Raw genomic sequence first — 23598 nt, 5'->3', positions numbered from 1 at the left:
GCCAGCACCGTCGGGGCTCCGGCCCCCGGAGCGGCGCGGTGGGCGACACCGGGTGACCGAGACGTGCGTGGCAGGATCCGTGCCGGTCCCCGGACGTGTGCTGAGGTCGCCCCGGTCCGAGGGCCCATCCAGCGACGCCGTCGCTCCGGTGACGTTCCGACTGGCGCCCTCGGCGGCGATGACCGGGCAGCGGCCCGATCTCGACGCATGTGATGAGGAGTTCGCGATCCTCAGGTCCACCGCGAGGCCCGTGGGACGCCACCCCTGGGGCGGACGATCGTGCCGGCGGCTCCTCAACGAACGCGGGCCAGGGTGTCGAGGCAGACGTCCGCGACGTGCTCAGGGGTGAAACCCGCATCGGCGAGTTGCTGCGCACCGTCACCCGAACGTCCGAAACCCTCCACCGAGACGCTGGCACCGTCAGCACCCACGAGCCGGCCCCAGGGCTGGGAGACGCCGGCCTCCACCGAGACCCTCGCGCGTACCGACCGGGGGAGCACCTCCTCGCGATATCCCTCCGGCTGAGCCTCGAACCACTCCAGACAGGGCACCGACACCACACGCGCTGGGACGCCGGCGTCGGCGAGCAGTCGTCGTGCGCCCAGTGCGACGTGGACCTCGGCCCCCGAGGCCAGGATGAGAACACGCAGATCGGGGGCGGTCATCCCGTCATTCCCCTGCGTGGGCCCGTCCCCTGCACGTGCGACGGCACCATCGCCAGCGGTCCCGCACGGGAAGTCCGCCAGGGCATACGCCCCCCGGGGAACCCCTCGCGCAATGGTCTTCTGCTCCCCCGCCAGCACGGGGAGGCTCTGGCGGGAGAGGACGAGCCCCACCGGTCCCTCGGAGAGCCCGAGGATCCGTTCCCACGAGGCCGCCGTCTCCCATGCGTCCGCTGGGCGCACGATACTCAGGCCCGGCACGGTCCTCAGTGAGGCGATCTGCTCGACGGGTTGGTGGGTGGGACCGTCCTCGCCGACCGCCAGGGAGTCATGCGTCCAGATGAACACGGTGGGCAGCCCCATCAGCGCGGACAGTCGGATCGCGGGACGCTGGTAGTCCGAGAAGACCAGGTACGTCGAGCCGACGGGGCGCGTGAGCCCGCTCAGGGCCATCCCGGAAAGAGCTGCCGCCTGGGCGTGCTCCCGGATCCCGAAGTGCACCGTGCTCCCTGCGTACTCGGGGGTGAAGTCCCCCCCATCGGGGAGGACGGTGGACGTGGAGGAGGACAGGTCACACGACCCTCCCCACAGCTCGGGCAGGACCTCGCCGAGGCCCGCCAGGATCCGACCCGAGGCCACACGCGTGGCCAGGTCCCGCTCCGGGAAACCCGGTACCGACGATCTCCATCCCTCGGGCAGACGACGGGCCACGAGTCGGTCGAGGAGCGTCCCGGCCCGCGGGTCACGGCGACGCCACGCTGCCACCTCCCGTTCCCAGTCCCCGCGGAGACGTCGTCCACGCTCGAGGCCGTGGCGACGTGCGGCCTCCAGCAGCTCGCCGGGCATGTCGAAGGACTTCGACGGATCCAGACCGAGCAGGGCCTTCGTCCGTTGGACCTCCTCGGCACCCACAGGACCGGCATGTGCGCGGGGGGTCCCACCGATGTTGGGCATGGGGTGGCCGATGCGGGTGCGCACCCGTACGAATGTGGGCCGGGTGTCCCCCGGATCGCGCCGGCACACCTCGACGAGGATGCGGTCGACCTCCTCCGGGTCCTCGGTGTTCCCGAGGGTCAGCACACGCCAACCGGCAGCAATGAAACGTGCAGGGAAGTCCTCGATCGTGCTCCGTGCCAGCGACCCGTCGATGGTGATCCCATTGTCGTCCCAGAGGACGACGAGGCGGGGGAGCCCCACCCTGCCCGCCAGGGCAGCTGCCTCGGCGGAGATGCCCTCACTGAGGTCGCCGTCGGAGACAAGACACCAGGTCCGGTGTCCCAACGGGTTGTCCTCCGGTGCGCCACCCGGGGCGAGCAACTCGCCGACACGACGCTCCTCCATGGCGGAACCCACTGCGGCCGCGAAACCCTGTCCCAGGGGACCCGTCGACATCTCCACGCCCGGCGTGACGCCACGCTCGGGGTGGCCGGGGGTGAGGGACCCCAACCGCCGGGTGTCCCGAAGGTCCGCCATCCCGATCCCGTACCCCCACAGGAACAGCTGGACGTAGAGGGCCAGGGACGCGTGACCACAGGAGAGGATGAACCGGTCGCGCCCGGGCCACAGGGGCTCCGCGGGATCGTGGCGCAGGTGGCGTGCATAGAGGGCGGTGAGCAGCGGCGTCAGGCTGACCGCTGTTCCGGCGTGGCCGTTGCCCTTCTGCTCGACGACGTCGAGGGGGAGGACCCGCGCGTGACGGATGAGGTCCTGCTCGAGTGAGGTCGGAAGCCCCTCAGGGTCCGTGTGTGGATCATTCCTGCTGGCGCGCCCGGGCATGGCCATCGCCTCCTTGCTCGCGAACTTCCGCACAATGCTATACGAAAGCCGGGCATGAAGGTCTCACTCCACGGGGGTGGCTCCGTTGACGAGATCGTCCAGGGAATCGGCGGAGTAGAACTCGTCGAGGACCACCAGGCATGCCCCCGTCAGTCCGCCGACCACGCCGAGCTTCGCCGGAACGATGCGCGCCGCGTCACGGACCAACGGTGAGGCCCTCACGAACGCGGTCTCACGGAAGCCCTGGTAGACGAGATCCGAGTACGTCGTCAGGTTCCCGCCCACCACGACGACACCGGGGTTGAGCATGTCCAGCAACCCGGAGACCGCTGTGCCGACCTCCTCCCCCGTGTCGAAGAGGGCGTCCCGGACCAGCGTGTTGCCCGCGACGGCGAGGTTCATGATCTCCACGGAGGAGCCCACACCCACCCCCTCCAGGCGGAGCGAGGAGGCGATGGCCCGACCGCCCGCGACGGTCTCCAGGCAATTGTCGTGCCCCCTCACGCAGGGTGAGCGATCCGAACCCCGGGCATGGGTGACACGGCGGCCCACGTGCCCGATCTCGAAGGCTCCCCCGTTCTCCCCGGACATCGGTTCCCCGTCCCAGACCACGGAGCAACCGATCCCCATGCCCACCTTGATGAACGCCAGGACCCGCGCCTCGGGGTGCACGAGACGCTGTTCAGCCAGGGCCATGAGGTCGACGTCATGGCGCACGATGACGGGACCGGGACAGAACCGGCGCAACGACCGGCGCACATCGACGTGCGCCCACGCCCGGGTGCTCGGTCCGATGCACGGCTCTCCGATGGTGGGGTCCACCGACAGTGGCAGACCCACGCAGATGGCACGAACAGGCTGCTCCCCCAGGGCCACGAAGCGTTCGAAGGCCGCAGCGACCTCATCGATCGCACCGGACGGGTCGTCGAACGCTGCCACCTCGACCGACGAGGTCGCCAGGAGGGTCCCATCCATGGTGGCAACGCCCGCCCTGATCACCGACGTCCCCACGTCGGCGACCAGGATCCGACCGAAGTCCTGGGCGATCTGGTACCGACGCGCCGGCCTTCCACCGGTCTCCGCATTCCGCGGAGAGAGGTTCACCAGCCCGATCCGTTCCAATGCCTCAAGCCGATCGTGCACGGTCATCCGTGCCAGGCCCGTCGTCTCGACCAACTCGGCGTGTGTGTGCGGTCGCTTCCTCAGACGCTCGACCACGGCCACCGTCGGGCCTGCTGGCACGGGCCTGGCCATCGTCATCATCCCCATCACAGTTCGCCGACCCGTCGATGTTATCCGCTGCCAGGCGGGTCGAGTGGGGACCTCCGCGGCCATTTACATCTAGTGCTAGACAAAAGTCGTCTAGCATGGGTCACGTGGGACGTCGTCGTCCCGCTCCTTCACCGGCGAGGGGAACGTGCACACCATGTCCACCACCTGCTCACTGCTCGACCTGATGCCAGCGGACGCCATGGTCGTCTCCGCACGCGCGCACGACTGGCGCGCAGCGATCCAACTGGCGGGGGACGCCCTCGTCAGCGGGGGGATCACCACCCCGGACTACACCGGGGAGATGGTCAGGACCGTCGAGGAGCTCGGCCCCTACATCGTCATCGCCCCGGGACTGGCGCTGGCCCACTCCCGCCCCTCGCCCGCAGTCCTGCGGACGGGTCTGTCATGGGTGGGTCTGGCCGAGCCGGTGGAGTTCGGCTCGAAGTCCAACGACCCTGTCCACCTGGTCATCGGTCTGGCGGCCCGCGACCACGAGTCGCACCTCACTGCGATGACACAGCTCGCCCGTCTGGTCTCGGACGGACGACGACTGGAAGCCCTCGCCGCCCTGGACAACGTCTCCGCGGTCCGGGAATCCATCAGCACCTTCGAAAGGACACAGCAGTGAAGATCCTCGTGGTATGTGGAATGGGCATCGGAACGTCGATCATCCTCAAGATGAACACGGACCGTGCCCTGCAGGAACTGGGTGTCGACGCCGACACCGAGGCCTCCGACATCTCGGCAGCGCGCGGTGCTGCCGCCATGTCCGATCTGGTACTCACCTCCGAGGACCTGGTCGGGCAGCTCGACTCGGTGGGCACGCCCATCGAGGTCGTCCACAACTTCACCGACGTCGCGGAGATCAAGTCCGTGATCTCCCGTCACATCTAGGAGGTTCCCGTGAGTGTCGTCGTGTCAGTACTCGACTTCATCGTCAACCAGATCCTCGCCGTCCCCGCATTCCTGGTCGGCATCGTCGTCGCCGTCGGTCTCGCCGCGCTGAAGAAGAACACCGGGCAGATCGTCGGTGGCGCACTCAAAGCCATCTTGGGTTTCCTGATCCTCTCCGCGGGAGCTGAGGTCGTCGTCTCCTCCCTCACCCCCCTGGGGGAGATGATCCTCGGAGCGACAGGGGCCCAGGGCGTCGTTCCCACCAATGAGGCCATCGTGTCGATCGCCCAGGAGGACTTCGGCGCGATCACCGCCTACGTCATGATCCTCGGGTTCGTCTTCGCCCTGCTCCTCGCCCGCTTCACGCCGCTGAAGTACGTGTTCCTCACGGGCCACCACGTGTTCTTCATGGCCACGATGCTCACCGTCGTCCTCGCCAGCGCCGATGTCGCCAACGGCGTCGTCGTGGTCGTGGGTTCGGTGCTGCTGGGGGTCATCATGGTCGTCCAGCCGGCGTTCGCCCATCCGTTCATGAAGAAGGTGACGGGCAACGACACGGTCGCCATCGGCCACTTCGGTACGGCTGGGTACATCGCTGCGGGCGCAGTGGGTGCTGCAGTCGGAAAGCGTTCGAAGTCGACCGAGGACCTGCGCCTGCCGCAGAGCCTGAACTTCCTGCGCGACTCCATGGTGGCCACGGCCCTGTCCATGGTTCTCTTCTACGCGGTGTTCTCCGTCTGGTACCTCCTGGTCGTCGGCCAGGAGACGGCCTTCGAGCTCGTCGGATCAGCGGACACGGGGTCATACATCATGACCTCGCTGACCAACGGCCTGAAGTTCGGCGTGGGCGTCGCGATCATCCTCTACGGCGTGCGCATCATCCTCGGCGAGATCGTCCCCGCCTTCCAGGGCATCGCGGAGAAGGTCGTGCCAGGAGCGAAGCCCGCTCTCGACTGCCCGATCGTCTTTCCGTACGCGCCGAACGCCGTGCTCGTCGGTTTCGTCTTCTCCTTCATCGGCGGCATCGTGTCCCTCCTCCTGTTGGCCGGGGTCTTCGGCCCGGCCTTCGGGTTGGCGTTGATCCTCCCGGGCATGGTTCCCCACTTCTTCACCGGTGGCGCAGCAGGCGTCTTCGGGAACGCGACGGGCGGGCGCCGTGGCGCGGCCCTGGGCGCGTTCACCAATGGTGTCCTCATCACCTTCCTCCCGGCACTGCTGCTGAAGGTCCTGGGGTCACTCGGCTTCGCGAACACGACGTTCGGCGACGCCGACTTCGGCTGGTACGGCATTCTCATCGGGAATGCCGTCCAACTGGGCCCGGTGGTCGGGGTCGTGCTGACCGTCGTCATCGCTGCGGTGCTGGTGGTCCTGGCGTCCCTGTGGCAGCGGAGACGGGTCGACACCGGGTGGGAACCAGCGCTGGGGCACTCCGATTTCATCGCCGAGGTCAAGGCGGCTGAGAAGGCGGAGGATGCCGCTCGCCGGAAGAACCCGACCGCGGGGGCGTGAGCGCGTCCCGGTCCCCAGGGTCCGCTCCCATGCCGTGTGCCGTCCCCTTGCCCGGGGGCGGCACAACGGCTGTCTGCCCGGGGATGATCGAGCCCTGCGCAGCTCGTCCACCCCCAGGACACCCGACGCCACCACGTCGCACACCACCCGGCACCTCCACCCCCGTGCCTCCGTCCCGGAGCTGTCCCCGAACAGGAAGACCTCGACGACCGGGCCGCAGAACCGGGCGGTGCGACAATCGGCACGTGCACACCCTGGTCCTCATCGTCGTCCTCGCCCTCGTCTCGGCCGCGGTCGTGGGCGTCGGGGACCGGATCCGCCTGCCCTGGCCCGCCCTCATGGTGGTCGTCGGTGCACTGGTCGCCCTCGTCCCCGGTCTCTCCGTGGAGATCAGTCCGGAGCTCATCCTGCCGGTGTTCCTGCCTCCCCTGCTCTACTCCGCGGCGCAGCGCAGCTCCTGGCAGGTCATGCGTCGCAGGTGGAGGTCCCTGGTCTGGCTCGCGGTCGGCCTCGTGGTCGTCACGGTCGCCGCGGCCTCCGCCACTGCCATGGCGATCATCCCGGGCATCACGGTTGCCGCTGCCATCGCACTGGGGGCCATGGTCGCCCCTCCCGACCCCGTGGCCGTGGAGTCCGTGGCCGGTTCCGTGCCCATCCCGAGGCGCGTGCTCATGACACTGCAGTCCGAGGGCCTGTTCAACGACGCCGCCTCCCTCGTCGTGTTCCAGCTGGCACTCTCCGCCGCCCTGTCGGGGGACCGCCCCGACCCCGGTGCCATGGCGGTCGGCTTCCTGGTCGGGGCCGTGGTCGCCGTGGCGGTGGGGTGGGTCTGCGCGTGGGTGGTCCGCCGCGGGACGGAACTCATCGACTCCCCGATGGCACGCTCCTCCGCGATCCTGGCACTGCCCTTCCTCGCCTACCTCGTGGCCGAGCACCTCGGCGCCTCCGGCGTCATCGCCGTGGTGGTGGCGGGCCTCCAGATGCGCTCCTCGGAGGATCCCGCCCGCTCCGACGACCGCCTGACCCAGGAGGCCCTGTGGGGGGTGCTGGAGACGTGCATCACCGGTGTGGCCTTCGGACTCATCGGGCTGGAGATCCGCCAGATCGCCCTCGACGTCGGCCCTGCCATCGGCAGGTTGTTCCTGTACGGACTCGTGATCGCCCTCGTCCTCGTGGCGGTGCGGGCAGGGTGGTTCCTGCTCATGTGGGCCGCGGTGCGCCACGGAGGGGTCGCGGACGACGCACCGAGGTCCGGCGGTGACGTCGTGGTGATGACCTGGGGCGGCATGAGGGGACTGGCCACCCTGGCGCTCGCACTGTCACTGCCGGCGACGCTCAGCGACGGCACCCCCTTCCCCGCCCGTGACGCGATCCTCGTGGTGGCCATCGCGGTCCTCTTCGTGACGCTGCTGATCGCCGGGCTCACCCTGCCCGCCCTCGTGCACGCCCTGCACATCGACGCCGAGGCCGAGTCCGAGGTGGCCGCCGAGCAGGCGCTGCGGACCCGGATGATGACTGCCGCCACCGCAGCGGTCGCGGCCCGCAGAGACGTGCCCCCCGCACTGGCCGACCGCCTCACCGAGTGGGCGCGGAGGGTCGCGGAGTCCACCTTCGACGAGGCCGAGGGCGGCACTCCGAAGTCCCCGCATGCGCGCAGGATCATCGAGAGGCGGGAGGCGATGGCCTCCGTACGGCGTGCCTCCCTGGAGGCCTGCCGGGCGGAGGTGATCCGGGCCCGACGCGAACCGGGTACCGATCCGGAGGTCGCCGACCGGATGCTGCGCAGCCTCGACATGCGCCTGGTGGCCCTGGAGGCGACAGACCGGGACTGAACCGAGGGGATCCACCTCTCCCACGTGACCCGCACCCTGACGACACGCTGCAGGATCCACCGTCGAAGTGGACACGATTGACGCTCCCCGCGATAGTCTGCAGCGGTCCCAGAGCCTTGTCCCCGACATCTCTCCGTCAACCAGAGGATCCACCATGTCCACTCCCCAACCAGTCTCACCCCACACCGCGCCGACCGAACCCGTCGCGGCGGTGCCGTCAGCCCCGGTCCCTCCAACAGGAGACGGAGCGTTGGCTCCCCGCCCCGCCATGCCTGTGGTCCCGCCAGCCACCGCGCCGGCGCCGCATGTCGCCTCCCTCCGCACCGACCGGTCCCTGGTCATGGTGGTCCTGCTCGGCCTCATCACCTTCGGCATCTACCCCATCATCGTGCTCTCCGAGATCTCGACCTCCGTCAACACGATCTGCTCGCGCTACGACGCCCGCAGGACCATGCACTACTGCCTGCTGGTCTTCATCGTGGGACCACTCACCCTGGGGATCGGCACTCTCGTCTGGTTCAACAACATCAGTGGACGCATCGGCAACGAACTGGCGCGTCGGGGTCAGCCGCGCCTGCTCAGCGCCACCGACTACTGGATGTGGGGGGTGCTCGGCGCCCTCATCGTCGTCGGCCCCTTCATCTACCTCCACAAGCTCCTCACCGCGATGAACGCCCTCTCCGCCGACTACAACGCGCGGGGCTGACGGGTACTCCCCGGTACCACGACCGATCCCCGCGCCACGGCGGAGCGGTCACCGTCAGCTCGGACCGGGGGAGGCACCGACGGGGCTCAGCACTGCGACGTCCCGCCAGTGGTGTGTGACCCCGACCCGTCCTTCACCCGAGCAGGACCCGGAGGTCCTCCGCGCTGAGCGCGCCACCACCGACAGCGCGGGTGGGGGCGACCGGAGCACTGCGACCAGCGGATCCGGAGTCCGCGTCGACGTCCGCGTCGACGTCCGTGTCGCCGACTCCGACCGCCTCGCCCGGACCGGCCCCGTCGGTCCCGGTGGGGGCCAGGTCGACACGCCCGTCCGCCAGCACACCGGTCGCCAGGTCGCGCTTGCGCTGCTGGAGGGCCAGCACCTTCTCCTCGATGGTGTCCCGGGCGACCAGTCGGTAGACGTGGACGGGCCGGGTCTGGCCGATGCGGTGGGCACGGTCCACGGCCTGGGCCTCGGCGGCCGGGTTCCACCAGGGATCGGCCAGCACGGCGTAGTCGGCCGTGGCCAGGTTCAGCCCGACACCGCCGGCCTTGAGGCTGATGAGGAACACCGGGTCCTCGCCCTGGGCGAAGCCTTCGATCACCTGTTTGCGGTGCGGAGTGGTGCCGTCCAGGTAGGAGTAGGACACTCCCGCGCGGTCCAGCCGCTGCGCGATCCGACGCAGGTAGCGCGTGAACTGGCTGAAGACCAGCACCCGGTGCCCCTCCTGTGTGGCCCTCTCCAGCAGGGGCACCAGGACCTCCATCTTGGACGACGGCGCGGAGGAGTCCTCCTCGACCAGTGCGGGGTCGATGGCGAGCTGGCGCAGACGCGTCAGGGCCGCAAGCACCTCCACCTGGTTGTGCTCCAGGTCCTCGGCGAGCCCGAGGATGCGCTGGCGCTCACGCTGGAGGTGGCGGTCGTAGATGTGGCGGTGTGCGGGGACGAGTTCCACGTCGAGGACCTGTTCCTGCTTGGGCGGCAGGTCCAGGGCCACGTCCTCCTTGGTGCGACGCAGCAGGAACGGGGCGACGCGGCGGCGCAGGCGGGCCAAGAGCTGCCCATCCGCGTCATCCCCGTGCTCCAACGGCCTGCGGTAGGACTGCCCGAACTGGGCCGGCGTGCCCAGCAGGCCCGGTGCCGTCAGGGCGAACATCGACCACAGCTCGCCCAGATGGTTCTCCATCGGTGTGCCCGTGACGGCGAAGACCACGGGGGCCTGGACCTTCTTCACCGCCGCGAAGGTGCGTGAGGTGTGGTTCTTGGCGTTCTGGGCCTCGTCGAGGACCAGGCCCACGACACCCAGATCGGCGTAGTCCTGCTCCTCCAGGCGCAGCAGCGCGTAGGAGGTCACGACCACGTCGGCCCCTCGCGTCGCCTCGGCGAGGTCAGTGCCCCGCCGCGCCCTCGTGGCCTCGATGGCGACGACCCGCAGGTCCGGCGCGAAACGGCCGGCCTCGGCCACCCAGTTGGACACCACGGAGGTCGGGGCGACCACCAGCCACGGCCCCCTGCCCCGGGCAGCGGAGCGCTCCCCCGTCCCCCCGGACCCGTCCTCCCGATCCACGAGGGCGGCCCCCTCCCCTTCCCGCTCATCGAGGATCATGGCGAGCACCTGGATGGTCTTGCCCAACCCCATGTCGTCGGCGAGCACACCGCCGAGTCCGGAGCGACGCAGTCGTGCCAGCCACTGGAAGCCCTCACGCTGGTAGGGACGCAGTGTCGCATGCAGGCCGGTGGGAAGTGCTGCCGGCTCGGGCGGTTGCGCCACGGCATCGCGGACTGCCTGGAACCAGGCGTGTTCGCTGGTGTCCACGATGCCCAGTGCCAGGAGCTCCTCCCACCAGGACAGGCGCACCTGCGGCACCCGCAGGGAGGTGCGTCGCTGGTCGGACAGCTCCGCGGCTTCCGCCAGGAGGCGGCGGAGGTGGTCCAGCGCCGGGTCGTCCAGGTGGGCGTACGTCCCCTCGGGCAGGAAGAGGACGTCCTCGCCCAGCGTGAGGGCGCGCACCAGGGAGGCCATGGGGACCTCCACCCCGCCCACCTCGACACGCACCTCCAGGTCGAACCAGTCGGGTCCCTCCCGGCCGACCCCGATGCGCACCTGCGGCGTGCCGGCATCGCGCAGGTCGGGCAGGTCGTGGCGCAGAACGGTCACACCCAACGCCTCCAGGCGCGGAAGGACCTCATCCACCAGCCGCACCACCTCCATGCCACGCAGGCGCGCGTCCTGACGGGGACGCATCCCGGTGGACCGGCGTGCCGGACCAGCGGGCGCACCGGCGGTGCCGGCTGACGCGTCCCGGGACGCTCCGGCCCCAGCGGGCACACCTCCGGCAGCGGGAGGATCCTCCTCGACGGTGCCCTCCAGGCCCGAGAGCACTGCGCAGACCTCGGTGAGCAGGCGGACCTCGGCGTCGCCCTCGTCGATCGCGAAACGGTCCCTGCGCTCGATGCCCACGACCCCGCCCTCACTCCCGGGGCGCACCCAGGTCCAGTGCAGGCGAGCCCCCGGGCGCGTCACCACACCGGAGGTCGCCTCCGGAGTGATGTCCAGCTGCAGCGTGGGCGGTGTCGGCGGGGCGGGGGCGAAGCTGCCGTCCGGGGAGAACCAGCCCGACCGCTCCAGGCGTGGGAGGATCTCGCGCTCGAAGGCACCGCGCTCCGCTGACGGCACCACGACCTCCCCGCGCTGACGTGAGAGGACCTGCCAGGTGCGCGAGGCGGGACGCTCCAGACCCGCCAGGTGCAGGTTCCCCGCGGCATCACGCCACGCCAGGCCGTGCACGGGCATCCCGCACATCACCCGCGGTGAGTCCGGCGCGAGGCCGGGATGGAGCAGCGCGGCGCTCAGGTGCAGGTCCCCACCGCCGTCCTGGGAGATGGAGACATCGGCTCGGGCCGGGGAGGTCTCCAACAGCACGGGCGCGAAGGAATCGGACTCGACCAACTCCACCCCGGCTGCGACGACGCGGGCCAGGACGCGCCAAATGTCCGGCGCCATCCCTGCGGAGAAGTCGATCCATGCGCGGGAGGAGGCGTAGTAGGGATCCCAGTCCGGGTCTGCCCGACGTACCTCCTGCAGGGCGTCGAGCTGGTCCGGATCAGCGTCCTCCACCGTGCCCTGGGCGATCTTCGCCCACGTCGCACCGGTGACGATCCACCGGCCCCGCTTTCCCATGCGCAGCGGCCTGGCATTGAGCGCTCCGGGATCACCGTGGTCTGTGTGCCAGGGCAGTGTCGTCCGTCGGGGACCGGAACCGCCCCGCGGCCCCGGAGTGCGCTCGGGGGTGAACTCGAAGGCCAGGGCGAGGCGGGCACCCGTGGCGGAACCGCTGGGGAGCAGGTCTCCGAACACGGAACGCCAGGAGGGTCCCGACGCGCGGTCAGCACCCCCGCCACCCGCCCCGTCGGCGGAGTATGAGCCGAGAGCGGTCAGCAGCAGGGCCACGACGTGCTTGCAGTTGTACCCGACCGGGCACGAGCACTCCCCGTCCACCGCGGTGAGGACACCGGACGGTGAGTACTCGTACTCCAGCGTCGTGGAGTAGGTGTGGGAGCCCGACCCGCGGCACAGGCCCATGACCTCGCCGGTCTCGGGGTCGTGGTGGAGCAGGCGGACGCGGCCCTCGCGCGCATAGGCGCGCCCACGGGTGAAGGGACCCATCCCCACCAGTGCTGCAAGTTCCACGGGCTCGGTCATGTCGACCAGCGTAGGGGGCGGCATGGGCATCAGGGCTGAGCGGGTCGGGGTCGGCCCCACGCCGTTCCCCCCGCCATGGCCGAGCGGGGACATGTCGGACCTCACGTCACGCCCGGCTGGGGGCCACACGGTGCGGGGGAGTGCGCGGTGCGGTGGTGTCCCCACGCGCAGGGCGCCCACGTCTGTCGACACATGGCCTGTACATGTTCGTCCCCCGCAGGAGTGATGCACGGGTCCTCCGCGATCCTGCCGGCGCCGGACCGGGACTGCGCTCAGCTGACCGCGGCCCGCAGGATCTCCTCCACGGTCCCCTGCATCAGGGTCTCGCCCCCTCGATCGATGACCAGCCGGGAGGCGCCCGGCCGGGCGAGGTCCGCGCTCAGCTCGGCCAGGCCTTCCTCGGAGTCCCAGCGCATGACGAGCGTGTGGGCGTCGCCCTCGTCGAAGGAGAAGGCCCCCTGGAAGGCGGGGTGGGTGCTGCGCAGCTCGAAGAGGGCGAAGAGCGCACGCACGACGGGGCGACGGAGCTCCTGGGCGACCTCGCCCGCGCTGTAGTGGTGCCTGTTGATGTCCCGTCCCACGCCGGTGCGTCCCAGGAGGTCCTCGTCGTTGGAGCCGGCCAGGGCACCCGTGTAGTACACCTGCGGGATCCCGGGGGTGAACACCTGGATGGCGCGCGCCAGCAGATATGCGGCATCGTCACGACCCAGGGCGTCGTAGTAGGTGGAGTTGACCTGGTAGAGGTCCAGGTTGGAGGCCGCTGCCCCTGTGGCGCGACGCGAGGCCCCCTCGGAGTGCTCGTGGATGCCCTCGACCAGGTCGTCGATCTGCTCTGCGGTGAGCAGGCCGGGCTCGTCACCCTCGGGACCGACGTCGATGACGCCGATGCCATCATGGGTGTCCAGGACGGTGATCGCATTGGTGGGGCGGATCCCCATCCACCGGGCCAACGCCCCTGCCTGACCTGTGTAGAGCGCGTGCAGCAGCAGGGGTGGCAGGGCGAAGTCGTACACACGGTCCACGGCCCTGGCGATCTCGACCTGCTTGCGGTGGTGGGCGTGGATCTCGACGAGCACCTCCAGGCCCCGCTCCCGCGCCCGGGCCGCGAACTGGTCGATGAAGTCGAAGGTCTCGGGTGTCATGAAACAGCTGGTGCCCGGTGTCTTGATCGCGTAGCCCACGGCGTCCAGTCGGATGGACCGCGCGCCCACACCCGCCAAGGTGTCGAGGATCGACGTGAGGTAGGCGTCCCCGCTCCGGGAGTGCACGTCGATGTCGATCTGCTGGGGTGTGAACGTCGTCCAGAACAGACGACGGCGCCCTCCGGCGGTGTAGGGCGTGAAGGGCAGGCCGGGCCGGGGACGGTAGATGTCAGCCAGCTGCTCCTCGGTCGCCCCCTCGGGGAACACCGAGGAGAGGGTGAGGAACATGTCGGCCTGCTCGGAACCCTCACCCTTCCTGAGCACGTCCTGGAATGCCGACGACTCTGCCGAGACATGATTGACGATCACGTCGACCATGAGGTCGAACTCACGGGCGATCCCCGCGACGTCGTCCCATGTCCCCAACCGAGGATCGACACGTGTGTGATCGACGGGGTCGAACCCGGCGTCCGCCCCGTCGTAGGGAGTGAAGAAGGGGAGGATGTGCACCCCGGTGAAGGCCCTGGACCACGGGTCGCTGGCCAGGAGCTGGCGCAGCGCAGCAAGACCGGGAGCGAGTCTGTCAGCGTAGGTGATGAGCTGGACACCGTTGCGCACGAAGGACCTCCGGAGGATGGCAGAAGGGGTTCACCGGGTTGGGACTCCATCCTCCCGTACCACGGTCCCACCCGCTCGCCTTCGGGGGGAGCAGCCGGGGGCCGGGCCCCGCTGCTCCCTCACAACGAGGCGAGAGGGAGGCCCGGCCCCTCAGTGACCGCCGTGTCCCAGGAGCTCTCAGGCCGCTGCCTGCTGCGCCTTGTCCGCCGTGTCCCGGTCCGGTCGTTCGGCGGCCTCGGCCTTCGCGGCCTCCAGATCGCGCATGGCCTCGGCCAGGTGCATCTGGTGGGTGACGAACTCGTGGAGGTGACAGATGTAATCGTGGTCGCGCCCCAGACGGGCGATGTAGCCGTTGATGTAGTCGACCTCGGTGGGACGGTCGTGGGAGAAGTCCTGGTACATCGAGGGGTGGTGCAGGGGGTTGCCGATCCGGCTGACGAAGTCCACGGAGGCGACGGACTCCTGGCGGGTCTCGATGAGCTGGATCCCGGCGCGCTCGCAGGCGTCGTAGGCCTCGTCCAGGAGCATCCGCGCCATGTCCTGCTCACCCTCGTAGGTGGCGAACTCGCCCATCGTCATCCCGAACATCGTGCACATCGTGTTGACGACGGAGTTGAAGACGACCTTCGCCATGAGCGTCCCCATGAAGTTCTCGGTGAGGACGGGGTTGAGGTTGGCGGCCTCGAAGTCGGCGAACATGGCGCGCGTGGTGTGGTCCGGCTCCTCGGTGAGGTTGACCATGTGCATCGTGCCCGCACCGGCCTTGCCGATGAAGTCGACGTCGCCGGGGCCGTTGAGGACGGTGGCGATCATGGCGGTGCCCGCGACGATGCGGTCGTCGGCGAAGTACCCCTGCAGCTTCTCGACGTGCCCCATGCCGTTCATGGCACTGAAGACGTACTGCTCGGGGCGGAAGAGGTGGGCGCAGCGCTCCAGCACCCCGGCCAGCTGCATCTGCTTGAGGAAGACGATCCACACGTCGGGAGTACCCGTGTACTCCTCGGGTGTGTACAGGTTGATCGGCACCAGGTGGCGACCCTCGTGGTCGCGCGAGACGTACACGCCTCCCTGGCGGCGCACCGCCCGGATGTTCGGCTCCCACGTGTCGACGAAGTCGACCTCCAGGCCCGCCTGCTCCTGCAGGAGGACACCGTAGCGGTATCCCATGGCCCCGGCACCGATGACTGCGTACTTCATTTCCTGTGCATCCTCACGTCTGGATCTCCGCGGGGTCAGCACCGTGCGACCCCTGCGGTGTGGGAGCGGGGCGGGCACCCGATGCCGGTGCGTCCATGTCCCCGGGCGCGCGACGCGCCCCTCCCCTGTGTGTCGGGCGTCGGGCAGGTCCTGGTGAGGATCGCGGCGCGTCCCCGTTGTCGCCTCGTGGGCGTCCTCGACGCTACCCCCGTCGACGAGGGCGCCGCAGTGTGATCTTCCATGGTGACCCTCACCCGCCGTGGGTGAGAATCGCTGCAGCACCGCTGGGCTGCATGGGTGAGCGGCTCGCCCGAGCAGCATGTCCGGGCGACGGCCCAGGGCAGCACCCGCGGACGGCATCCCCGGTCAGCACCGATGAGAGGAGACCCCATGTCACTCGAGACCGCTCGGCGTTACCTCGCGGAACGCGGCCACGTCGACGACGTCATCGTGACTCCGGAGTCGGTGGGCACCGCCACCGTGGAGGCGGCGGCCGCGGCCCTCGGCGTCGAACCGGCACGCATCGCGAAGACCCTGAGCTTCCGTGGGCCGGAGCCCGACACGGCGATCCTGGTCGTCATGGCCGGCGACGCCCGGGTGCAGAACGGATCCTTCAAACGGACGTTCGGCGTGAAGGCCCACATGCTCCGCGGCGATGAGGTCGAGCACCTCACCGGCCACAGGCCCGGAGGCGTGTGTCCCTTCGCCAACCCGCCTGCCGCGAGGGTGTACCTGGACACCTCGCTGCAGCGTTTCGCGACGGTGTTCCCCGCCTGCGGAAACGACCATTCCGCCATCGAGCTGAGCTGTGCAGAGCTGGAGCGGGTCACCGGCGGGCCCCAGTGGGTCACGGTCTCCACCGTGGCGTCCGCGGTCTCCGCCGCCTGAGACGCGACACCTACAACTCGGGTCCCGGCACCCCGGCACCTCGGCACCTCGGCACCCCGGCACCCCGGCACCCCGGCACCCCGACACTTCCAGCATTCAGTGACGTGTGCCGACGCGAAGGGCACACGTCACTGAAACTCAGGGCACATACACCGACCCACCCCGCACCCCCGACACACACCACACACATCACTCCAGGTCACAGCAGACTTCTGCACAGACCACCACCCGAACACACCCCCGACACCTCCAAGATTCAGTGACCTGTGCCGACGCGAAGGGCACACGTCACTGAAACTCAGGGCACACACACCGACCCACCCCGCACCCCCGACACACACCACACACATCACTCCAGGTCACAGCAGACTTCTGCACAGACCACCACCCGAACACACCCCCGACACCTCCAACATTCAGTGACCTGTACCGACACGCACGGCACACGTCACTGAAACTCGTTGGGGTCACTTCGCGCGGCGACGCCTGGGACGCCCGTCGGTTGACTCCGACGACCGGTGTCCATCTCCTCAACCAGTACCTGGGTGGCGTTCGACGGCACCCTTGTCGGAGCACCGGATCCACCGGCCCCCATCCCTCCGGAGCACCGGATCCACCGGCCCCCACCCCTCCGGGGCGCCCTGACCCTGCCGGATCTCCCCGAGAGATGTGGGAAACCCGCCGATAAGGTGGGAGCGCGGTTGTCGCCGGCCCGAGCGCCGGGCTGCGGCGCCCCGGAGGAGTAGGCACGTGACTGAATCACACGCACCACGCCAGGACGAGGAGTCCCGCACCCCACCCCAGACGCGATCGTCCCTGGTGGTCGTCTCCAACCGGCTCCCGGTGGAGGGGAGCCGCGACGAAGCAGGCGAATGGCACTGGGAACGCTCCCCCGGCGGTCTCGTCACCGCACTGGAACCGGTGGTGGAACGCAGCGGCGGGGTCTGGATCGGCTCACTCGGGATCGCGGACGAGTCGATGGAACCCTTCGAGACGACCGGCACCACCTTGGGCCGTCCGTTCACCGTCGTCCCCATCACGCTGAGTGAGGACGAGATGCAGCGCTACTACGAGGGCTTCTCCAATGCCTCGCTGTGGCCGCTCTACCACGAGGTCATCGCCCCACCCGAGTACCACCGCGACTGGTGGGAGTCCTACCGGACCGTCAACCGCCGCTTCGCCCAGGCGGTGGCCGACGCCGCCGAACCCGGGGCGCGCGTGTGGGTGCAGGACTACCAGCTGCAGCTGGTGCCGCACATGGTGCGCGAGCTGCGCCCGGACGTCTCCATCGGTTTCTTCAACCACATCCCCTTCCCCCCTCCCGGCATCTACTCCCAGCTGCCGTGGCGACGCCAGATCCTCGAAGGACTCCTGGGTGCCGACCTCATCGGCTTCCAACGCGCCGAGGACGCCCGCAACTTCGCCCAGACCGTGCGACGCCTGCTCGGCTACACCGTGCACCACGGCATCATCGAGACCCCCGCAGGCGCCGAGTTCGGTGGCGAAGCCGGCCAGTCCGGACCCCACGACACCTCCGACCGCGGAGCCGAGACCACCAGGCCCGTCTCCTTCGGCGCGTTCCCGATCTCCATCGACGTCGCCTCCTTCGCCGAGCTGGGACGCGATCCCCAGGTCCGGGCACGTGCCCGGGAGATCCGCCGCGAACTCGGCAACCCGAAGACGGTCCTGCTGGGGGTCGACCGCCTCGACTACACGAAGGGCATCCGGCACCGCATCAAGGCCCACGGGGAGCTCCTCGCCGAACACCGCATCGACGTCGAGGACACCGTCATGGTCGAGATCGCGGTCCCCAGCCGCGAGCGCGTCCAGACCTACCAGGACCTCCGCGACGACATCGAGCTGGCGGTCTCACGCATCAACGGGGACTTCTCCACGGTCGGGCACACCGCCATCAACTACCTGCACCGTTCCCTGCCGCGCAGGGAGCTCGCCGCCTTCTACCTGGCCTCCGACGTGCTGTTGATCAACGCCCTGCGGGACGGGATGAACCTCGTGTGCAAGGAGTACGTCGCCACCCGCGTCGACAACGACGGGGTGCTGGTCCTCAGTGAGTTCGCGGGCGCCGCCGACGAACTCCGACAGGCCCTCCTCATCAATCCCCACGACATCGACGGGGTGAAGGCCCAGACCCTGCGCGCCATCCGGATGCCGGAACGCGAGAGGCGCAGCCGGATGCGTTCCCTGCGTCGCACCGTGTCCCACAATGACCTGCAACGCTGGACCCGGGACTTCCTCGACCGCCTCGACGAGGCGGCAACGAGTGCCCGCCTCGCCGCGGGGAGCGCGAACAGGAGCGGGCAGCGCCTCGCAGCGGGCGCGGACGAGGGCGACCACACGGGCCGGACCGGTGCCCCGGACACGGTCTCGGACGAGGGGACCCGGACGACGGTGGGGACCACCCGTGAGTCCTGAGCTGGAGGAGGCCCTCGACCGCATCGCCCGGGCACCGCGCCTGCTCGTCGGGCTCGACTTCGACGGGACGCTCGCGCCCTTCCAGCTGGATCCCTCGTCCTCACGCGCGACACCGGAGTCCATGGCGGCGGTCCACCGACTCCTCCGGCTCCCCGACACCGTGGTCGCATTCGTCTCGGGGCGGGCACTGGGTTCCCTCGCCGAGGTCGCGGAAGCACCCCCGGGGACCGTCCTGGTGGGTTCGCACGGTCTGGAGACACGCCTGGGCGACGGCACGACCGCGCCCATCGGGCTCGACGACACCCAGCGTGCCGCCCTCGTCGAACTGGACGAGCGCCTGTCCGCGCTGGCTGCGGGCACTCCGGGAGCCTGGGTCGAACGCAAACCGAGTTCCGTCTCGTTGCACACGCGTGGTGTCGAGGACGCGGACCTCGCGGAGGCCCTGGAGGAACAGGCACGCGCCGCGGCCGGGGACCCGGCCGCTGCGGACGACTCCGCCACCGACACGTGCCGCGTGGACGTGCTGGGTGGCAAACGGGTCGTCGAGCTGGCCGTACTGCGCGGCGACAAGGGCCGCGCGCTGTCACGTCTGCGCGCGCAGGTGCGTGCCGACGCCGTCTTCTACGCGGGTGACGACACCACCGATGAACGCGCGTTCCGCTCACTGGTCCCCGGCGACGTCGGTGTGCACGTGGGTGACGGCCCCACTGCGGCGGCCCACAGCGTCCCGGGGATCGAGGCGGTCCCGACCGTGCTGGAGCGTCTGGCGGGGGCACGGGAGAGGACCCGCCCGACTTCGCCCTAGGGTCGGCACCATGAACCTGTTCAGGGAGTCGATGCGGGCGCGGTTGCTGACGAGCCTGGCCACCGGGGTGCTGACCTCCGTCGGCGCAGGCCTGGCCGGGCACCTCGCCCTGGGACTGATGGGCGGCTGGGTGGTGGCCGCGGGGCTGTTCACCCTGTCGACCTGGTTCCTCGTGTTCCGTCTGGATTCCGAGGAGACGCGCAGGCACGCGCGGGACAACGACCCGGGCCGGGGGATCGACGACACCCTGCTGATCCTGTCCTGCCTGGCCAGCATCGCGGGTCTGATGCTGCTCCTGGTCCTGACGGAACGCTCGGACGTGGTGGCCAGTGCGGTGCTGGGGGTGCTGGGCATCCTGGCGTCCTGGTCGGCGGTCCACACCCTGTTCTGCCTGCGCTACGCACACGCGTACTACGCCGGCGGCGGGTCCGGCGTGGACTTCAACGGCGACGCCTCCCCCGACTATCGGGACTTCGCCTACCTGGCCTTCACCTTGGGCATGACCTTCCAGGTCTCCGACACGAACCTGGCCACCAAGGAGTTCCGTCGAATGGCGCTCAACCAGGGGCTGATCTCCTACCTGCTGGGGACCGTCGTGGTGGCCTCGACGATCAACCTGCTCAGCCAGCTGATCGCGGGGTGAGAGTGCCCACACCGGGGGCCCGTCCCCCGGTGGGAGCCCCGGGCACGAGGGCGCACCCGACACCTGTCCGCCCTCGTCAGAGGACATTCCGGGCGGACTCCTGAGCGGGCGCGACGGGCGGGGAGCACGGGCGGGCACACCCTCGTTCACCTGCCCGACACCTGGGCGCCACTGCGGGTCGTGAGAATCCGGACGTCCGACTGCCGCGCTCCCAGCGGTGCGGCACCACGCGACCCGGAAGATCCCATGACATCCTCACCGAGCCACCCGCCCACCGACCACCGCACTCCCCGCTCCCGCCGCTCGCTCATCGCCCTCGCCGCAACCCTGGGCGTCACGGCCAGCGCGGTCATCCTCCCCGCCGCCGCACAGGCCGAGGAGAACAGCGCGCCGGCCACGCTCCACCACAGCTCCAAGCAGCCCTACGTGGAGCCTTCGGAATCGGACATCGCCGCCTACTCCCAGGCCCCCGACGGGTACACCGTCGTCCAGACGCAGTCCCTGGGCCGCCACGGGTCCCGGGGCCTCTCCTCCTACAAGTACGACGCGCTCCTCATGCAGATGGCCCGCACGGCGGATGCCGAGGACGCCTTCGTGTCGCCGGAGGTGCGCGACGCCTTCTTCGCCGACCTCGAGGCGATCATCGCCGCCAATGTCGACAACGGCTACGGGATGCTCACCGGGCAGGGCATCCAGCAGCAACAGGGCATCGGGGCACGCGCGTTCGAGCGCAACCGGGCGCTCTTCACCGCGGCGGACCTGGCCGACGACACGATCACCGTCGAGTCCTCCGGGGAGGCCCGCGCCACCGAGTCAGGGACGAGCTTCGTCTCCGGCCTGGTGGGAGCCTCCGGCGGCTCGCTCGCCGACAACGTCTCCGCCATGGGGAGCACCCCCGACCTGCTCTACTTCCACAAGCTGGAGAACCCGGACGGGAGCGAGAAGCAACCGGGGACGACCTCGTACGACCTCGCCTCCGCCTACCAGGACTACATCGCCACCCAGACCGACGACGGTGGGACCATCGCTGCCGCCATCGACTTCATCCAGTCCCAGCCCCGCAGCGAGGAGAGCGCCCTGGACCTGCTCTCGGGCATCTTCACGGAGGAGTTCGTCGAGAGCATCGGAACCGACGGCCACGTCTGGTACAACACCGTCGACGGGTCGAAGAACGGTGCCCTGAACTGCGCACCGAACGCCGACCCCGCACAGGACCCGGACGCCTGCGGGGAGGCGTCGAAGAAGATCAAGACACCCGTCGATGCCGCGATGGATCTCTACAACCTCCTGATCATCGGCGCCGACATGGAGGCCGAGAACACCGGCGACCACTCCTTCGACTTCACGAAGTACTTCGTCGGTCACGAGGCCGACACCGAGTGGTTCGCCTACGTGCTCGACGCGGAGGACTTCTACGAGAAGGGCCCGAGCCTGGAGGGCCACGACGAGACCTACGTCGTCGCCGAGCCACTTCTGGAGGACTTCTTCTCCGCGATCGACCAGCGCCTGGCAGGCGCGGGGGCGGCGGCCACGTTCCGCTTCGCCCACGCGGAGACGATCATCCCCTTCTCCGCCCTGATCGCCACGCCGGGGTCGACCCAGTCCGCGCCCGACGTCGCGGACCCGCAGTCCATGGACGACGTCTACAGCTATGACAACAACGAGTGGCGCGGCGAGTCGGTGACCCCGATGGCCGCGAACATCCAGTGGGACACCGCGACCCGGGAAGGGGTCGACCCGGCCACCGGTGCGGACTACACGCCGGTGGTGCGCATGCTGCTCAACGAGGTCGAGGTGCCCTTCAACGCGTCCTGCACCCCGGTGGCGGAGGGTTCGTCCTGGTACAAGGAGACCGAGCTCAAGCGCTGCCTCTCGGGAACCGACACCGATGAGGACCCGCGCATCTCCGCCGACGCACAGGCCACGCCGACCCCGGACCCCTCCGACGGGACGTCCGGGGAGCCCAGCACCGAGCCGTCCACCGGGTCCTCGACGGCACCGGTCACGGGAGGCTCCACCACGTCCACGCCGACCTCCACGGGGTCGACCGGCGACGCCACGGCCGTGTCGGCCCAGGGGTCCGCGGGACAGGGGCCGCTGGCCCGGACAGGGTCCGATGCCGTGGGGATCGGGGTCCTCTCGGCCCTGGCACTGGTGAGCGGCGCCGCCGCCCTGGCTGTCAGGAAGGCACGCCTGCGCCGGTCCTGAGCACCGGTGCGTTGCCTGGCCGCAGCCTCCGGAGGGAAACCTCCGGAGGCTGCGTCATTGCGACCGGATGCTGGGGGCCGGGTGCTGGTGCCCCGAGCGAGGGCTCACACCATGACCGATTGCCCCTGGGTGATCCCGAGCGGATCGCGGGCCCCTCTGGCCGGCTCGACTTCCGATGGAAGCATCCCTCGTGGCTTGCCCCCTGCTGACGCCTCCCATGGCTTCACGACACGGTGCGCCCCCACGGCTCGACCGCAGTGCGCACAGCAGTTGCGGTCCGGGCGCTCTCCTCGATCGCCAGGGCGAGGAGCTGGTCCTGGAGTCCCTGGGCCAGCGGACAGGGGGCCTCGCCCTCGTCCCGGGCCCATGCCCCAGCCGCGCGCACCAGGGTGGCGATCGCGATCTCCTCATCCGCCAGGCGCGCGCCCAGGAAGGGGTTGCGGTGGACGACGCTGCCCTCGAAGGTCAGGTGCGAGGTGTCGTACCCGTCCAGGTCCAGGTCGTGGCCCAGCTGGGCACGGTCGATGGACGAGCGCACGATCGTCTCCGGTTCGGGCAGGTGCAGGACGGAGTCGTCCCGGATCTCGCCCCGGGTGCCGCGGATGAGGATGCGACGGTGCAGCAGCCGGTTGTGCCACTGGTTGTCGGTGAAGTCGTACAGGCCCGTCCCCTCCGGCAGGTCCAGCACCGCCAGGGTCGTGGTCGCCCGGCACTCCTGCGGGTCGGCGCGCCACCCGGAACGGTCCTCGGGGTCCAGCAGGGGTGCGACGTGTCGGTGCGCGGTGACCGTTGCGGGACCGAACCCGGCTCCCAGGAAGCTGCGGATCAGCGCGACCGCGTGGTAGCCGTGGGTCGAGGAGACCTGGACCTGCGTCACCTCGCCGATCGTCCCACGTTCCACGACCGCACGCCTGGCCGCGTGGCCGGGCAGGAGTGGGTACTGTTCCGCGACCTGCACGCGCCCCGTGGCGCCGACGTCGTGCCACAGCCGACGCAGACCCGACACATCCGCGGCGGGTGGTGTCTCGGCCAGGACGTGGGCTCCCGTGTCGACCACCTCGCGGATCACGTCCTCGTTGGACGGGTGCGACACCGCCACGACCACCAGGTCCGGTCGTGCGTCCGCCACGAGCTCCCCGACCGTGTCATGGGTCGGACACCCGAATGCCTGCCCCCAGGCCCCACGCGTCGCCGACGTGCGTGCGGTCATGCCGACCAGCTCGAAGTCCTCGGGCAGGTCACGTGCGAGGCGACCGAAGAACTGCGCCCGCCACGCCCCGCCGACCACGCCGATGCGCACGCTCATCGTT

At 69.9% G+C, this 23598-nt stretch carries 16 protein-coding genes; 10 read left to right on the top strand and 6 right to left on the bottom strand.

Annotation, left to right across the window (positions count from 1 at the left end; translation table 11 throughout):
* Positions 1-293: 293 nt before the first annotated feature.
* Both BQ9890_RS12135 and BQ9890_RS12130 read right to left on the bottom strand, forming a co-directional pair.
* The gene (locus BQ9890_RS12135; protein ID WP_143226340.1) at positions 294-2471 is read right to left on the bottom strand and encodes a transketolase family protein; all 2178 of its coding nucleotides are present in this window, start codon (positions 2469-2471) and stop codon (positions 294-296) included.
* A 30-nt stretch (positions 2472-2501) separates the two neighbouring features.
* Positions 2502-3692, bottom strand: coding sequence for an ROK family transcriptional regulator (locus BQ9890_RS12130; protein ID WP_195907672.1), 1191 nt, complete (start codon positions 3690-3692; stop codon positions 2502-2504).
* A 172-nt stretch (positions 3693-3864) separates the two neighbouring features.
* Here BQ9890_RS12130 and BQ9890_RS12125 point away from each other — a divergent pair, with 172 nt between their 5' ends.
* The 5 genes from BQ9890_RS12125 to BQ9890_RS12105 all read left to right on the top strand — a co-directional run bounded on the left by BQ9890_RS12125 (position 3865) and on the right by BQ9890_RS12105 (position 8651).
* On the top strand, positions 3865-4338 hold the full coding sequence (locus BQ9890_RS12125; protein WP_075891825.1) for a PTS sugar transporter subunit IIA: 474 nt from the start codon (positions 3865-3867) through the stop codon (positions 4336-4338).
* Positions 4335-4604, top strand: coding sequence for a PTS sugar transporter subunit IIB (locus BQ9890_RS12120; protein ID WP_075891823.1), 270 nt, complete (start codon positions 4335-4337; stop codon positions 4602-4604). Before BQ9890_RS12125 ends, BQ9890_RS12120 begins: the two co-directional genes overlap by 4 nt.
* 9 nt (positions 4605-4613) lie before the next feature.
* Complete coding sequence (locus BQ9890_RS12115; protein WP_078062428.1) at positions 4614-6113, top strand: PTS ascorbate transporter subunit IIC; 1500 nt, start codon at positions 4614-4616, stop codon at positions 6111-6113.
* 245 nt (positions 6114-6358) lie between these two features.
* The gene (locus BQ9890_RS12110; RefSeq protein WP_075891821.1) at positions 6359-7945 is read left to right on the top strand and encodes a Na+/H+ antiporter; all 1587 of its coding nucleotides are present in this window, start codon (positions 6359-6361) and stop codon (positions 7943-7945) included.
* Between the two features lie 250 nt (positions 7946-8195).
* On the top strand, positions 8196-8651 hold the full coding sequence (locus BQ9890_RS12105) for a DUF4234 domain-containing protein (protein WP_230297931.1): 456 nt from the start codon (positions 8196-8198) through the stop codon (positions 8649-8651).
* A gap of 133 nt (positions 8652-8784) precedes the next feature.
* On the opposite strand, the gene BQ9890_RS12100 is transcribed toward BQ9890_RS12105, so the two are convergent.
* The 3 genes from BQ9890_RS12100 to BQ9890_RS12090 form a co-directional block, all read right to left on the bottom strand.
* Positions 8785-12354 (bottom strand): DEAD/DEAH box helicase, encoded by a 3570-nt coding sequence (locus tag BQ9890_RS12100; RefSeq protein WP_075893170.1) that lies wholly within the window; start codon positions 12352-12354, stop codon positions 8785-8787.
* Positions 12355-12626: 272 nt separating this feature from the next.
* Positions 12627-14114, bottom strand: coding sequence for a sucrose phosphorylase (gene gtfA / locus BQ9890_RS12095; protein ID WP_075891817.1), 1488 nt, complete (start codon positions 14112-14114; stop codon positions 12627-12629).
* Positions 14115-14291: 177 nt separating this feature from the next.
* Positions 14292-15311: a ketopantoate reductase family protein gene (locus BQ9890_RS12090; protein WP_075891815.1), complete on the bottom strand. Its 1020-nt coding sequence runs from the start codon at positions 15309-15311 to the stop codon at positions 14292-14294.
* Between the two features lie 390 nt (positions 15312-15701).
* On the opposite strand from BQ9890_RS12090, the gene BQ9890_RS12085 reads away from it, so the two are divergent.
* The 5 genes from BQ9890_RS12085 to BQ9890_RS12065 all read left to right on the top strand — a co-directional run bounded on the left by BQ9890_RS12085 (position 15702) and on the right by BQ9890_RS12065 (position 22288).
* Positions 15702-16199, top strand: coding sequence for a YbaK/EbsC family protein (locus tag BQ9890_RS12085; RefSeq protein ID WP_075891813.1), 498 nt, complete (start codon positions 15702-15704; stop codon positions 16197-16199).
* Between the two features lie 750 nt (positions 16200-16949).
* Positions 16950-18632 carry an alpha,alpha-trehalose-phosphate synthase (UDP-forming) gene (locus BQ9890_RS12080; RefSeq protein ID WP_075891811.1) on the top strand — a complete coding sequence of 561 codons (1683 nt, stop codon included), beginning with the start codon at positions 16950-16952 and terminating at the stop codon, positions 18630-18632.
* Positions 18622-19437, top strand: coding sequence for a trehalose-phosphatase (gene otsB / locus BQ9890_RS12075; protein ID WP_075891809.1), 816 nt, complete (start codon positions 18622-18624; stop codon positions 19435-19437). The genes BQ9890_RS12080 and otsB overlap by 11 nt, the downstream gene beginning before the upstream one ends.
* A gap of 10 nt (positions 19438-19447) precedes the next feature.
* A complete protein-coding gene (locus tag BQ9890_RS12070) occupies positions 19448-20080 on the top strand; it encodes a DUF1345 domain-containing protein (RefSeq protein WP_075891807.1) in 633 nt (210 codons plus the stop codon).
* 246 nt (positions 20081-20326) lie between these two features.
* Entirely contained in the window at positions 20327-22288 is a 1962-nt protein-coding gene (locus BQ9890_RS12065; RefSeq protein ID WP_230297930.1) for a histidine-type phosphatase, read from the top strand.
* A 223-nt stretch (positions 22289-22511) separates the two neighbouring features.
* Here BQ9890_RS12065 and BQ9890_RS12060 read toward each other — a convergent pair whose 3' ends face one another.
* Positions 22512-23594: a Gfo/Idh/MocA family protein gene (locus BQ9890_RS12060; RefSeq protein WP_075891805.1), complete on the bottom strand. Its 1083-nt coding sequence runs from the start codon at positions 23592-23594 to the stop codon at positions 22512-22514.
* Positions 23595-23598 lie beyond the last annotated feature (4 nt).

Source organism: Actinomyces provencensis (assembly GCF_900155435.1).
In the GTDB taxonomy this organism is placed as follows: Bacteria; Actinomycetota; Actinomycetes; order Actinomycetales; family Actinomycetaceae; genus Pauljensenia; species Pauljensenia provencensis.
This window is presented reverse-complemented; position numbering and strand designations above follow the sequence as displayed.

Bases quoted from the DNA above. Each gene is read 5' to 3' on its own strand.
- BQ9890_RS12130 (WP_195907672.1), bottom strand. From the start codon at position 3,692: ATGGCCAGGCCCGTGCCAGCAGGCCCGACGGTGGCCGTGGTCGAGCGT.
- BQ9890_RS12125 (WP_075891825.1), top strand. From the start codon at position 3,865: ATGTCCACCACCTGCTCACTGCTCGACCTGATGCCAGCGGACGCCATG.
- BQ9890_RS12100 (WP_075893170.1), bottom strand. From the start codon at position 12,354: ATGACCGAGCCCGTGGAACTTGCAGCACTGGTGGGGATGGGTCCCTTC.
- BQ9890_RS12090 (WP_075891815.1), bottom strand. From the start codon at position 15,311: ATGAAGTACGCAGTCATCGGTGCCGGGGCCATGGGATACCGCTACGGT.
- BQ9890_RS12085 (WP_075891813.1), top strand. From the start codon at position 15,702: ATGTCACTCGAGACCGCTCGGCGTTACCTCGCGGAACGCGGCCACGTC.
- BQ9890_RS12070 (WP_075891807.1), top strand. From the start codon at position 19,448: ATGAACCTGTTCAGGGAGTCGATGCGGGCGCGGTTGCTGACGAGCCTG.
- BQ9890_RS12065 (WP_230297930.1), top strand. From the start codon at position 20,327: ATGACATCCTCACCGAGCCACCCGCCCACCGACCACCGCACTCCCCGC.
- BQ9890_RS12060 (WP_075891805.1), bottom strand. From the start codon at position 23,594: ATGAGCGTGCGCATCGGCGTGGTCGGCGGGGCGTGGCGGGCGCAGTTC.